Raw genomic sequence first — 12,482 nt, 5'->3', positions numbered from 1 at the left:
GCAATTCACGCCATGGCCACGATGACTTTGCGGTCACCGGTGAAAGGATTGCGACCGTGTGCCACCAGTCGGTTGTCGAGCATCAGGATATCGCCCGGCTGCCAGGGGAAACTGATGGCCGTCTCGCGGTAGACCTCGCGCACGGTGTCAAGGATGTCGTCGGCAATGGCCGAGCCGTCGCCGAAATAGACATGGCGCGGCAGGTTCTCTTCACCCACGGCTGCGAGCAGGCTGGCGCGTACGCTCGGTTCGATGGCTGAGACATGGAACAGGTGCGCCTGGTTGAACCAGACCCATTCACCAGTATCGGGATGCTGCTGCACGGCGGCGCACCGCTGGCGGGTGCGCAGGTCGCCATCGGCTTTCCATTCCCACTCGATGTCGTTGTCCCGGCAGTAGCGTTCGACCTGGGCACGATCCTGGGTGTTGAAGACTTTTTCCCAAGGCAGGTCCAGGGCGCCGCTGTAGTTGCGTACGTAGAGCAACTCGCGGCTGGCGAACAACTCGCGGATCTCGGCGGGCATGCGCTGGTAGATCAGGCGGCTGTCGGCAATCGGGGTCTCGCCGCCGGTTTCACTGGCCTTGATGCAGTGAAACCAGATGCGCGAAGGCCAGGGGCGGGTGTAGGCCTGCTCGTTGTGCAAAGGGATGAATTGATGGGCCGGGTATTCCGTGGAGCTATAGACCCCGGCGAAGACTTTGCTGCGCGGCGTGGAGCCGAATTCGTAACTGGCCAGCGGTGCCCCGAAGCTGGCAGCGAAGCGCTTGAAATCGATGGGTGTGGCGACGGTGAAACCGCGAAACAACACGCCGCCAACCGTGGTCAGGGCATGGGCCAGGCTGTCGCGAATCGAGGCGTCCAGATCGTGGATCGACTGTCCCGATGTCCCCTCCACCAGCAGGGGTAGCGACTGGGCGCTTGCATCCGTGGGCGCCATGGAAAAAAGCTCGGAACGCCCGGTCAGGTGTTCGATTGAGGTCATCCTTGTGCATCCTCTTTTGTCTTCTTCGACCAGTCACAAGACCTTGAAAGCAGGGCAGCGGTCGGTTGTGTAGGACTCGTCTGTAATGTATTCATATCAATACAAGACGTCATACTAGGTACAAATGAGAGGGATTATCAATACTATTTATTTAATTTTTTTTTTGGATTAGACTCCGCTCCGCTGGCACCAAACAGCCTTCGGCCAGCTCAAAAAACCTAAAAAATATCTGTCGCAGGGGAGCGGGGCGTGAATTTCAAAAAGAACACAATTGCGTTGGCTGTAGGGTCGGCCATAGGCCTGAGCAACGCTGCATGGGCGGCCGAAGAAGCCGGCACGATGGAAATTGCTCCGATCACCGTGACAGGTGAAAAAATCGACCGCACGCTTGAGCAGACCCAGTCCAGCGTCGTGGTCCTCACCGACAAGAATCTGCGTGAGCACGGCGACAAGGACCTGGTGGATGTATTTGCCCGCACGCCCGGCGTCTATAGCCAGGCCGGCAATGAAAACTGGGGTATCCGTGGTGTGCCGGTGTCCGGTTTTGACGATCAGGGCCCAGCGACCCTCAATGGTGCCGTGTCCGTTTATGTCGACGGTGCCGTACAGCCGAACCGTGCGCTGACCCTCAGCCCGGTCCCGCTCTGGGATGCCGAGCAGGTCGAAGTATTCCTTGGCCCGCAATCCACCACCCAGGGCCGTAACTCCCTGGCCGGCGCGGTGGTTATCCGGACCAAGAACCCAACCTTCGAACCGAGCTTCTCGGCGCAAACCAATGTGGGCAATTATGGTGAGCGCGGGGCGGCGGTGGCCGGTGGTGGCTCGATCGTCGACGACAAGATCGCCGGGCGTATCGCCGTGGACTACGGCGAAGGTGACGGCTACATCCGCAACACCACGTTCAATGACGACGCCAACCCGCGTCGCACCAGTAACACCCGCGGTAAATTGCTGATCCTGCCCAACGACGACACCGACGTCCTGCTGACCTACGCCCACAGCGAGCATCGCCAGGGCGACCGTTCGACCATGCGCGTCAACGGCAAGCCGAGCTATTACGATATCGCGTCCAACACCAAGGCGTTCGACAACCTCAAGCAGGACACCCTCAGCGCCAAGGTGGATTACCGCCTGAATGATGACTGGTCGCTGACGAGCATGACCGCCAATACCAGTACCGACTACAGCAACCGTCTGGACTTCGACCAGAATGCCGTGGACAACGAGGTCGTTCTGCGCAAGCAAGACGGTAACCTGTTCAGTCAGGAGCTGCGCTTGAATTACACCTCGGACACGGTGAAGAGCTTTGTGGGGGCGTACTACGGCCACAACAGCAACGACTTCCACGACCGGCTGTTTTTCGATGACGTGCTGTTCGGTACGGTCAAGGGCGATACCACGATCGAGAACAAGGCCGTGTTCGGTGAAGTCAACTGGACGTTCGCACCGCGCTGGACCTTGATCACCGGCCTGCGTTACGACCACGAGACCAACGACACCGACGTCGAGCAGGACGATTTCTCCGAATCCGCCAAAGTCAAAAAGTCATTTGACGCCGTGCTGCCGAAACTCGGCATCGACTACGAGCTGGCCGCGAACCAATACCTCGGTTTCATGGTGCAAAAAGGCTACCGCGGCGGTGGCGTCAACCTGCGTTCCGGTAGCGGTCACCAAGCCTACGATCCGGAATACACCACCAACTACGAGCTGTCCTACCGCGGTTCGTTCTTCGACAAGTCCCTGCGTACCCGCGCCAACCTGTACTACACGGATTGGAAGGACCAGCAGGTCAGTGTTAGGCGCAACGGCAGCGACTTCATTGATGTCTTCAACGCCGGTCGCAGCGATATCAAGGGGCTGGAAGTCTTCGTAGAGAAGGACATCACCGAGCAACTGACCTTGAACGTCGGCGCCGCCGTGACCGATAGCAAATATAAGGACTTCGTCACAGGCAGCGGTCAGGACAGGAGCGGCGAGTCGTTCCTCTATTCGCCTAAGTACAAGGCTTCGGTAGGGGGTGTCTATCGCTTCGACGACCGTCTGATATTCGGCACGGACATTGTCTATCAGGGTACCGCGCCTTCGGAGTATGAATTCGATTCAAACGGCAAAGTCACTGGTGAGCGTAAGAGCGACGCCTATGTGCTGGTGAATTTCAACACCGAGTACAAAGTCACCAAGAACGTCGCTGTGTCCGCTTACGTCAAAAACGCCTTCGACAAGGAATACGTCACCAACAACCGCAACGATGACATCATCGACGTCGGCGCACCGCGCACGGTGGGCATGAGCCTTCGTTACGATATGTAAGCGACGACATGTAAACCCAAAGGCGCGGGGAGGCAATCTCCTCGCGCCTGTCCTGCAACGTTTCGGATGTTTGTTTCCAGGCTGTTCGTTCCCTTCCAAACCCAGCCTCCATGGAGGAAATCATGAGTGCTTTTTCGAATGTCACAGCGGGTGGCGCGCAACAGTTGCGCCTGTTGCACACCGGTCTGTCGAGTCCTTACTGCCTCGATTCGACACCCCTGCTGGAACGTCAGCAACAGCAGGAATCCAACGCCCGCAGTTACCCGCGACGCATTCCTCTGGTGCTTGAAAGGGCTCATGGCATTTATGTGCAGGACAGCCGGGGGCAAGTGTTTGTCGATTGCCTGGCCGGTGCCGGCACCCTGGCGCTGGGCCACAACCACCCGGTGATCATCGAAGCCATCACCCAAGTCATGGCGGCCGGTGTGCCGATGCACACCCTGGACCTCATGACGCCTGTGAAGGACGCATTCGTCCAGGAAATTTTCGCTTGTCTGCCCAGCGAGTTCGCTCGCCATGCACGCATCCAGTTCTGCGGCCCGAGTGGGGCCGATGCGGTCGAGGCCGCGCTCAAGCTGACCCGCACCGCCACGGGGCGGCATTCGGTCCTGGCGTTCGAAGGGGCCTATCACGGGATGACCCTGGGTACGCTGGCCATCAGCGGCAACCTGTCACCGAAAAATGCCCTCGGCGCATTGATGCCAGGTGTGCAGCGCCTGCCGTTCCCGCACGACTATCGTTGCCCGTTCGGGGTGGCCGGCGATCAGGCAGTCACGTTGAACGTGCGTTACCTGGAACACTTGCTCAACGACCCGGAAAGCGGGGTGACCGCACCGGCGGCGCTGATCCTGGAGCCGATTCAAGGGGAGGGTGGGGTAATCGCCGCGCCGGACCGCTGGCTGCAGGAACTGCGCCGATTGACCCAGGCCCACGGCATTCCGCTGATCGTCGACGAGATCCAGTGCGGCATTGCCCGCAGTGGCCGGATGTTTGGCTTCGAGCAATCGGGGATCACGCCGGATGTCATCACCCTGTCCAAAGCCATCGGCGGCGGGTTGCCGCTGTCGGTCATGGTCTACCACGAGTCGCTGGACGTCTGGCAGCCGGGTGCCCACGCCGGCACGTTCCGCGGCAATCAGTTGGCGATGGCGGCCGGCACTGCGACCTTGCGGTTTATCCGCGATGAAGGTCTGGTCCAGCACGCTGAAAAGGTCGGCGCTTATCTGCAAAAACAACTGCAGGCGCTGCAAAACGAGTTCGCCTGGATCGGCGATGTACGGGGTCGCGGCCTGATGCTCGGGATGGAAATCGTCGACCCCCAGGGCACCCTCGATGTACAGGGCCATCCGCCGGTGGACACAGCCCGGGCCAAGGCTTTCCAGCAGGCTTGCCTGAAGCATGGCTTGATCGTTGAACTGGGCGGGCGCCACGGCGCGACGGTGCGCTTCTTGCCGCCGCTGATCATCACTGAGCAGGAGATCGATTTTGTGGGGCAGATCCTGTTTCAGGCCGCGAGCACGCTCAGCGAACGTTCCGCGCAATGATCATTTGATCCGCCGATGTGCACCCGATGTAATAACGGATTGTGCTTTGCTGGTGTTGAGCGCAGTTCGATAGTCAGGCTGTCATTGCACGATTCGTGGCAACAATTTGCTCATGTGTAAACTGACCACCGGGAGCCATGAACCTGGCCAACAGTGCGTCCCGGTTTTGAGGCGCCCTGATTTTATCAGCCGCACACAAGGCCAGTTTTAGCTCCGGCAGTGTTAGTTCGGTGCAGTATGCAGGCGTGCCTGGTTGCTGATGCCATGAGCCCATAAGGCTGCCAGCGGCAAGCGCGGTGAAGCCGGTATCCTCGACAAGATCCTGCACGATTGCCTCAGCATGGGGGTCATCCCCAGCTACTGGTAAGGCTATGCGTGTTGAAGACCCGGCTGGTTGGCCTTTCTCGGCAAGAGTCGCTGCGAGGGCGGCGTTCCATGCCTTGACGACCGGGCGGCCAATCTGCTCGCTTACCCAGATGCTCTCGGGCTTGCCGTCGTCTACCTCTTCGATCGCCCCGTCTCGTCCCGGATAGTAATTGGATGTGTCAATGACGACGACCTTCTCAGGAACACTACTCAACGTCTGCCTGAGATCAGGATGGCTAGCGAATGGAATCGAGAGGATAACGACGTCCACCCCGGACACTGCGTCTTCCTTGGCCACCGCCTGTACACCGATTTCGTTGGCGAGGTTCTGAATACTCTGAGGACCCTTCGAGTTGGCCAGTTTCACTTCATGACCGCACGCAGCGAGCTTACGGGCAAGCGTAGCCCCAACGTTGCCCGCGCCGATAATTCCGATTTTCATGTCAATAACCTCCTCGCATATAAACCCTATTCGATTACCGTTTGGCTGGGTGTGAGAATGCATTAAGCGTGTCGCGACGTATCAGACGCTACCCACACGGTTAACATCATTCTGCCGGTGGTTGGTATCCCGCAAGCATCTTCAAGACCTCACTGTGTGAGCCGCTCGCTTCGGCAAACCGTAATGGCTTTGCGCGCTCGACGACAAGTTCTTGTGGGGTCGGAGAGATCTTGAACAGTTCGAAAATTTCATCCAAAAACTCCTCCAGAGGCATGGCGTGTTCGTCATTTTCCTGTCCAAGCAAAGTGGTACGCACACCCGGCGGCGCAAGCTCGATAACCTCGACTGATGAGGCCTCTAGCTGCACTCGAAGACTTTGGGTGAAGGAATGAACCGCCGCTTTGGTTGCGCTGTAGGTCGCAGTTGCAGGCAGCGGGACGAATGCCAAAGCCGAACTGACATTGATGATCGTTGCTCTTGCCTGCTTGATCAGTTGGGGAGTGAAGGCATACGTCATGCGAATCGTGCCAAGCAAGTTCGTTGTCACGATGTCTTCGGCTGTACTCAGGTTTTGCGGATCAGTCAGGTCCTCCCAGTGCATGATGCCAGCGTTATTTATGAGAACGTTCAGATTCGGGTGACTGATCGCAAGCGCTTCACTGGTGCGCTGGATGGATGTTGGATCGCAGATGTCCAGCAATACTGATTCAATACCCGGGTGTTCCGATTCGATTTTGTCTAGCAGATCCTTACGACGTCCCGCGATGATTACTTTGTTACCCGCCTTGTGAAGCCTTAGCGCCAGGCCAAGGCCTATGCCCGAGGTGCTGCCGGTAACCAGAATCGTGTTGCCTGTGCTGTTCATAGTAAACTCCAGTAAGAAGAAGTAAGCGGACAGGTGTCCACTTAGACAAAAATTACCGGACAACTGTCCGCTTTGCAATGCAGCGAAGGAAATAACTTTGCCCAGGAATGACGAATTGGCGATGCGCTCTGACGCCAAGAAAAATCGAGAACGAATACTGAAGGTCGCTGTGGCAGAGCTGACACTCGATCCTGCGGTCCCGCTGAGTGCGATTGCGAAGAAAGCCGGAGTGGGACAGGGCACTTTCTATCGCCATTTCGCCAACAGAGAAGAGCTGGTATTTGAGCTCTATCAATTTGAAATGCAGCAGGTAGCCTTGTTGGCAGAACAACTGCTCGCTACAAAACCACCTAAGGAGGCCCTTCGAGAATGGATGGACTGCCTCGCTGAATATGCAATGACAAAGGTGGGACTTGCGACCGCGATACGACAAGCAGCTTCTATTTACGAGTTCCCAGGGAAATCGGGGTACGCGCCAGTCCAGGCAGCAGCCGAATTGCTTTTGAGGGCAAATGAAAAGGCCGGAACGATTCGTAGCGGCGTCACTAACGACGATTTTTTCCTAGCCATAGCCGGAATATGGCAAATGGATTCCCAGAGTGAATGGCGCTCACGTCTCGCCAGATTGATGAACCTGGTCATGGATGGCCTATGCGCTGGCAGCCCTGAAAGCTTGAAAAAGAGCGTGTAGAAAACCAGGTGCCGCGTCGAGGCGCTGGAGTAGGAGATTCCACCGACAAGCCGCGCGCTCTCCAGCACGGTGGCCATACTCCGACCACCTGTATTGGATGTGCGAGTCGCCGCTGATCCCTAGCCAGAATCGCGGCGATTCGTTGAGCCTGTCCGCTACTTGTAATGTTGTTCAAACACCGCCAGTTGCTCAGGCCTGATCAACTGAAAGGGCACCCAGACGTCTTGTTCTACCGCTTCTCCCTTGATCATTTTGAGCGCTGCTTGTACCGCGCTGGACGTCTGGGCCTTGGGGTCCTGGAATACCGAGGCGACCAGCATCCCGCGCTTGATGGCCGCCAGGCCGTCAGGCAAGCCGTCGATGCCGACAATCGCGATCTCGCCCTTGGCTTTGCCGGCCTGCTGCAACGCCATGGCCGCACCGATGGCCATTTCGTCGTTGTTGGCGACGATGGCATCAAAACTCGTGCCGGCCAGCAGCCAGTTGCTGGTCAGGTCCATGCCTTTGCTGCGCTGCCACTCGGCACTTTGCTGCTCGACAATCTTGATGCCGGGATAATCCTTGAGCACCTGTTTGACGCCTTCGGTGCGGTCGCGGGTAGCGTTTTGCGCCAGGTCTCCCATGATGATCGCGAGGTTGCCCTTGCCGCCGAGTTTTTCGGCCAGATAGCGCATCTGTAGTTCTCCAGCCTCAATGTCATTGGACGCCACGGTGACGACGCCTTTGGGCAGGGTACGTTCGTCCGGGTGACGGTTGACGTAGACCAGCGGTGTCTTCGCTGCGACTGCCGCGCGCGTGATGTTGGCGGTGGCGGAGGTGTCCACCGGCAGGACAATCACCGCATCCACTTTCTGGTTGATAAAACCCTGGACCTGGTTGAGTTGGCGCACCACATCGCCTTGCGCATCCTCGAATTGAATCTGCACGTTTTCCTTTTTCGCGGCCTCATCCAGGCCGTTACGCACATAGGTCATGAAGTTGTCGTCGACCCTGGCGATGCTGACGCCGATGCGATAGTCGGCGACGGCCCATTGGCTCAAGAGCAATAGCAGGGTGGCGAAAAGCAGTGTGCAACGACGCATGATGGTTTTCCTTTTGTTGTTATGAGTTGAACGTCATCAAGAAATGAAAATTTGCCGCGGGTTCTAATGAATCCAGTGCCGGCTTCATCCATCAAGCGTGAAGGCCTGCCTGAAACGCTCAAGCGCGACTTCGCTGTCACCGCTGGCCCAGCCTTCGAGGCCGACGACACCGCTGTATCCCATACCGAACAGGGCCCTGGCAATGGCGGGGTAATGGATCTCACCGGTGCCGGGCTCCATGCGGCCCGGAACGTCAGCGACCTGGATTTCGCCGATGGCGCTGCCGGCGCGCTGGATCAGTTCGATCAGGTTTCCTTCGCCGATCTGGGCGTGATAGAGGTCCAGGTTCATCTTCAGGTGCGGGCTGCCCACGGCCTCGATCAGCGCCAGGGTGTCGTCAGCGCGGGCGAACGGCGTGCCCGGATGGTCGACTTCAATGTTGAGGTTTTCCAGCAGGAATACCCGGCCCGCGTCCTCGCCCAGGCGGGCTATTTTTTCCAGCGTCTTGCAGGCGCTCAACCACATGCGGCCAGTGGTCTGGGCCACGGGTTTGACCGGCAAGCCCTGATCACCCAGGCCGGTGCCATGCAGGTTCAGGCTCGGGCAACCCAACTGGGCTGCGACGGTTAAAGACTCCTGGGCGCTGTCGAGCAGTTGCCGGATATCCTCGGGGTCGGTCAGATTGCCCGAGATGTAGCCGGTCATGGAGGTGAAATCCGCGCCGGTCGCGACAAGGGCCTGGATGTCTTTGCTCGTCCAGTTCCATATCTCGACGCTGAAGCCCAGCGCATGGATGCGTTTGACTCGCTCGGTAAAGGGCAGGTCGAGAAAGACCATCTCGGCGCTGATCGCCAGTTTGAACGGTGTGAAACTCATGACAGAGCTCCTTGCACACGCACCGTTTTGCCCTGCTGAAAGGATTCGATACAGGCACGGGCAATCGCCAGCGCCGCCCGGGCGTCTTCACCGCTGGCCAGAGGTTTTTCACCGCTGCGCACGCAACTGACGAAGTGGTTGAGCTCAGCCACATAGGCATCACGCAGCAGGTCGGTGTCCATGCGCTGGGTGTCGGCCTGGACCCCATTGGCCAGGTACCGCAGCAAGTCAGAGTCGTTGACGTTGCCCATGGTCAGCATGCCCGCGCTGCCGAACACTTCGCCCCGGACATCGTAGCCATACACGGCTTGGAAATTCGCCTCGGCTGTGGCGATGGCCCCGTTGTCGAAACGGATCGTGACCACCGCCGTGTCGAGAAATCCCTTGTCCTTGTAGGCCGGTGCGATCAGGGCATCGGCCATCACAAACACTTCAACGGCCTCGGCACCCGGATTCAGGTAGCGCAAGGTGTCGAAGTCATGAATCAGGGTTTCGAGGAAGATCACCCATTGTGGCGATGCGGCCGGGTTGTTCAGCGCTGGATCACGCGTTAGCGAGCGCAGCAGTTGTGGCGTACCGATCCGACCGGCAACCACGTCCAGATGAGCGGTGCGGAAACTTCTGGCAAAGCGGCGATTGAAGCCCACTTGCAGCGTCACCCGTGCATCGGCAGCGGCAGCGATGGCGCGGTCCGCTTCGTCCAGGGTGATAGCCATCGGTTTTTCACAGAACACACCTTTGCCGGCCTGGGCCGCACTGATCACCAGTTCGGCATGGCTGCGCGCCGGGGCGGCAATCAGCACGGCGTCGATGTCCGGGTCATCCAGCAATTGCTGTGGGTCGGTGTAGACCTTCTGCACGTCCAGTTCTGCCGCCAGGCGCGCGGCCTGGCCGGGGGTAGGGTCGGCGATGGCGGCGAGGCACGCGCCGGGGATGTGCCGGGCGGCGCTCAGGCCGTGAAAACTGCCCATGCGGCCAGCGCCGATGAGGCCAAGGCGGATGATCCTGGATGTGCTCATGAACATGACTCCCTTATTGTTTTTACGACTTGGCGCTAAGAATGTCCTCGTCTGTTCAAGCAGGGAGCAAGCGCTGTGCCAATAATTAACTAATTGATATTAAACAGATTTTATTCTTTGTCGTTTGCATTTATGTTCATTTTGATTACATGTCTATACTGACATGTCGAAAATATGAACATGGCCGAATAATGAATCAGCAACCTGCAGCCTTGAGCGCCGAAGACCGCGATTACCTCACCGCGCTTGGCCCTGCGTCATTGAACGAAGGGCCCAGCACTGTGCTGGATGAGGCCTGGCGAGCGTGCTTGCAGGGGGCTATCGAACGGCCTGCCGGGATCCGGCGGGTGATTTGGGCGTCCTGGTTGCGCAGCGTCCATGCCGGCCTTGATCCAGAAGACGGTGAGTACCGTTTTGTCGCGCCCGACGACCTCGCCGCGACACTGGCAGCCAACCGGGTGCTGATCGCCGCAGCGGCGCAAGTCATGCGCGGTTTGCTCGCCTACAACCCCAAGGGCCATATCAATTTGACCGATACCCAAGGCACGACTTTGTATTTTTGTGGCCTGGACCTCACCCCCATAGGCAGTCGCCTGCTGGAGTCGGTACAGGGCACCAATTGCACCGGGCTGGCGATCGTCGAAGACCGTTTGGTGTATGTGCTGGCCGAGGAGAACTTCGGGCTTGGCCTGCGCCAGCGCCGCATGCATTGCGCCGCCGCGCCTATCCGGGATACCCGGGGGCGGACGCTGGGCATGTTGACCTTGACGGCAGAGCCAGGCTGGTTTCATTTCCATACGTTGGGCACCGTCCAGGCCGCGGCCGAGGCGGTCTCGAGGCAGATGGCGCTGCAAGCCTTGCTGGAAGAACAACAAACAGTCCTCGAGGTGCTCAACGAAGGCTTGGTGGTCTTGGATGAGCAGGGCTGCATCAAGGCGCTCAACCATTACGCCCGGCAGTTGTTCCGCGTGGGCCGTGACCTGCTCGGCAGTCCCTTTAAGAGCCTGGGGGAGAGCGAATTGACCGATGCAGTTTTGTTTGGGGGCGGGGAAGGGGTGCGGGATCTGGATTGCACCTTTGAACTGCACGACCGCAGCCATCTGGCATGCCTGGTGTCGGTCTGCCCGCTGGAGCAAGGCGGGCGGATCGTTTCGTTGCGCGAAAACCGCCGCATCCGGGAAATCACCCGGCGGATCATTGGCACCCAGGCCAGCTACACCTTCGAAACCATCCTGGGCCGTTCACAGGCGATTCAGGGTGCAATGCACCTGGCGCGGATTGCCAGCCGCAGTGACTCGACCACGCTGATCCTCGGCGAGAGCGGCACGGGCAAGGAGCTGTTCGCCCAGGCGATCCATAATGCCAGCGACCGTTGTGGCGGTCCTTTTGTGGCGGTCAATTGCGGGGCCATTCCCCGTGACCTGGTGCAGAGCGAACTGTTCGGTCATGTCGAAGGCGCTTTCACCGGATCGGCGCGCGGTGGCTCGGCAGGCAAGTTCGAATTGGCCGATGGCGGGACGATCTTCCTCGACGAAATCGGTGACATGTCCTTTGATGCGCAGGTCAGCTTGCTGCGCGTCCTGCAGGAAGGCGAGGTCACCCGAGTGGGGGCGAAAAAATCGCTGCGGGTCAACGTTCGTATCATCGCCGCCACTCACCGCAACCTGAGCCAGGCGGTGGCTGAGGGCGCCTTTCGTGAGGACCTTTATTACCGGCTCAACGTCCTGAACCTGACCGTGCCGCCACTGCGGATGCGCCGCGAGGACGTGCCGTTGCTGGCGCGGCATTTTCTCGCGCGTTGTGCCCGGTCGCTACGCAAGTCGACGCAGGACCTTTCAGCCGGGGCGCTGGATATGCTTGGCGCCTATCATTGGCCGGGCAATGTTCGCGAGCTGGAAAATGTCATTGAGCGGGCGACCAACCTGGCGATGGGCGAGCTGATCGAGCCGAGCGATCTTGCGCTGGAGATCAGGCAGCGAGGGCGACCATCGACGTGGGGAAGCGCCCCTGAGCCGCGGACGGCTCCGGACCTTGGCACCCATGAAATGAATGCAATCATCGCCGCCCTCACAGACACGCGCGGAAACATCCGCCTGGCTGCTCAACGGCTGAATGTGTCGCGTGGTGGGTTGTACAACAAGATGAGTCGGTATGGACTCAAGGTTGATGCGTTCCGTGCCTAGCCGGTGGCGCAACGCTGACGGTGAAACGGACGTCCAGTCGCCGCCCGATGCTGGTTTTATGCATTCTTAAGCTGGCGAGACGAGAGCACCCAGCCAAAAAGAGCCGGGTTGCTCTGTCACT

General features: G+C 59.0%; 10 protein-coding genes. 4 read left to right on the top strand and 6 right to left on the bottom strand.

Going from position 1 to position 12,482, the window contains the following annotated elements; translation table 11 throughout:
• Positions 1–5 precede the first annotated feature (5 nt).
• Positions 6–983, bottom strand: a complete 978-nt coding sequence (locus tag MA884_RS01990) for a TauD/TfdA family dioxygenase (RefSeq protein WP_256228739.1) — start codon at positions 981–983, stop codon at positions 6–8.
• Between the two features lie 249 nt (positions 984–1,232).
• Between MA884_RS01990 and MA884_RS01985 the strand changes: the two genes are divergently transcribed.
• Positions 1,233–3,293 carry a TonB-dependent receptor gene (locus tag MA884_RS01985; protein ID WP_256228738.1) on the top strand — a complete coding sequence of 687 codons (2,061 nt, stop codon included), beginning with the start codon at positions 1,233–1,235 and terminating at the stop codon, positions 3,291–3,293.
• 122 nt (positions 3,294–3,415) lie between these two features.
• A complete protein-coding gene (locus MA884_RS01980; protein WP_256228737.1) occupies positions 3,416–4,837 on the top strand; it encodes a diaminobutyrate--2-oxoglutarate transaminase in 1,422 nt (473 codons plus the stop codon).
• A gap of 73 nt (positions 4,838–4,910) precedes the next feature.
• On the opposite strand, the gene MA884_RS01975 is transcribed toward MA884_RS01980, so the two are convergent.
• Together MA884_RS01975 and MA884_RS01970 are read right to left on the bottom strand one after the other, a co-directional pair.
• A complete protein-coding gene (locus MA884_RS01975) occupies positions 4,911–5,708 on the bottom strand; it encodes an NADPH-dependent F420 reductase (protein ID WP_305518253.1) in 798 nt (265 codons plus the stop codon).
• Between the two features lie 43 nt (positions 5,709–5,751).
• Positions 5,752–6,510, bottom strand: coding sequence for an SDR family oxidoreductase (locus MA884_RS01970; RefSeq protein WP_256228735.1), 759 nt, complete (start codon positions 6,508–6,510; stop codon positions 5,752–5,754).
• A gap of 121 nt (positions 6,511–6,631) precedes the next feature.
• On the opposite strand from MA884_RS01970, the gene MA884_RS01965 reads away from it, so the two are divergent.
• Entirely contained in the window at positions 6,632–7,201 is a 570-nt protein-coding gene (locus MA884_RS01965) for a TetR/AcrR family transcriptional regulator (RefSeq protein WP_256228769.1), read from the top strand.
• A 155-nt stretch (positions 7,202–7,356) separates the two neighbouring features.
• Here the strand turns inward: MA884_RS01965 and MA884_RS01960 are convergent, their stop codons facing one another.
• The 3 genes from MA884_RS01960 to MA884_RS01950 all read right to left on the bottom strand — a co-directional run bounded on the left by MA884_RS01960 (position 7,357) and on the right by MA884_RS01950 (position 10,178).
• The gene (locus MA884_RS01960; RefSeq protein ID WP_256228734.1) at positions 7,357–8,283 is read right to left on the bottom strand and encodes a sugar ABC transporter substrate-binding protein; all 927 of its coding nucleotides are present in this window, start codon (positions 8,281–8,283) and stop codon (positions 7,357–7,359) included.
• An 84-nt stretch (positions 8,284–8,367) separates the two neighbouring features.
• The gene (locus tag MA884_RS01955) at positions 8,368–9,159 is read right to left on the bottom strand and encodes a TIM barrel protein (protein WP_256228733.1); all 792 of its coding nucleotides are present in this window, start codon (positions 9,157–9,159) and stop codon (positions 8,368–8,370) included.
• Positions 9,156–10,178, bottom strand: a complete 1,023-nt coding sequence (locus MA884_RS01950; RefSeq protein WP_256228731.1) for a Gfo/Idh/MocA family oxidoreductase — start codon at positions 10,176–10,178, stop codon at positions 9,156–9,158. Before MA884_RS01950 ends, MA884_RS01955 begins: the two co-directional genes overlap by 4 nt.
• Before the next feature lie 191 nt (positions 10,179–10,369).
• On the opposite strand from MA884_RS01950, the gene MA884_RS01945 reads away from it, so the two are divergent.
• A complete protein-coding gene (locus MA884_RS01945; RefSeq protein WP_256228729.1) occupies positions 10,370–12,361 on the top strand; it encodes a sigma-54-dependent Fis family transcriptional regulator in 1,992 nt (663 codons plus the stop codon).
• The last annotated feature ends 121 nt before the right edge of the window (positions 12,362–12,482 follow it).

The organism is Pseudomonas sp. Q11, assembly GCF_024494355.1.
GTDB lineage: Bacteria > Pseudomonadota > Gammaproteobacteria > Pseudomonadales > Pseudomonadaceae > Aquipseudomonas > Aquipseudomonas hefeiensis.
The sequence above is the reverse complement of the archived record's forward strand: the minus strand, read 5'-3'. Positions and strand labels throughout refer to the sequence as shown.

Bases quoted from the DNA above. Each gene is read 5' to 3' on its own strand.
- MA884_RS01950 (WP_256228731.1), bottom strand. From the start codon at position 10,178: ATGAGCACATCCAGGATCATCCGCCTTGGCCTCATCGGCGCTGGCCGC.
- MA884_RS01945 (WP_256228729.1), top strand. From the start codon at position 10,370: ATGAATCAGCAACCTGCAGCCTTGAGCGCCGAAGACCGCGATTACCTC.
- MA884_RS01980 (WP_256228737.1), top strand. From the start codon at position 3,416: ATGAGTGCTTTTTCGAATGTCACAGCGGGTGGCGCGCAACAGTTGCGC.
- MA884_RS01990 (WP_256228739.1), bottom strand. From the start codon at position 983: ATGACCTCAATCGAACACCTGACCGGGCGTTCCGAGCTTTTTTCCATG.
- MA884_RS01955 (WP_256228733.1), bottom strand. From the start codon at position 9,159: ATGAGTTTCACACCGTTCAAACTGGCGATCAGCGCCGAGATGGTCTTT.
- MA884_RS01960 (WP_256228734.1), bottom strand. From the start codon at position 8,283: ATGCGTCGTTGCACACTGCTTTTCGCCACCCTGCTATTGCTCTTGAGC.
- MA884_RS01965 (WP_256228769.1), top strand. From the start codon at position 6,632: ATGCGCTCTGACGCCAAGAAAAATCGAGAACGAATACTGAAGGTCGCT.
- MA884_RS01970 (WP_256228735.1), bottom strand. From the start codon at position 6,510: ATGAACAGCACAGGCAACACGATTCTGGTTACCGGCAGCACCTCGGGC.
- MA884_RS01975 (WP_305518253.1), bottom strand. From the start codon at position 5,708: ATGCATTCTCACACCCAGCCAAACGGTAATCGAATAGGGTTTATATGC.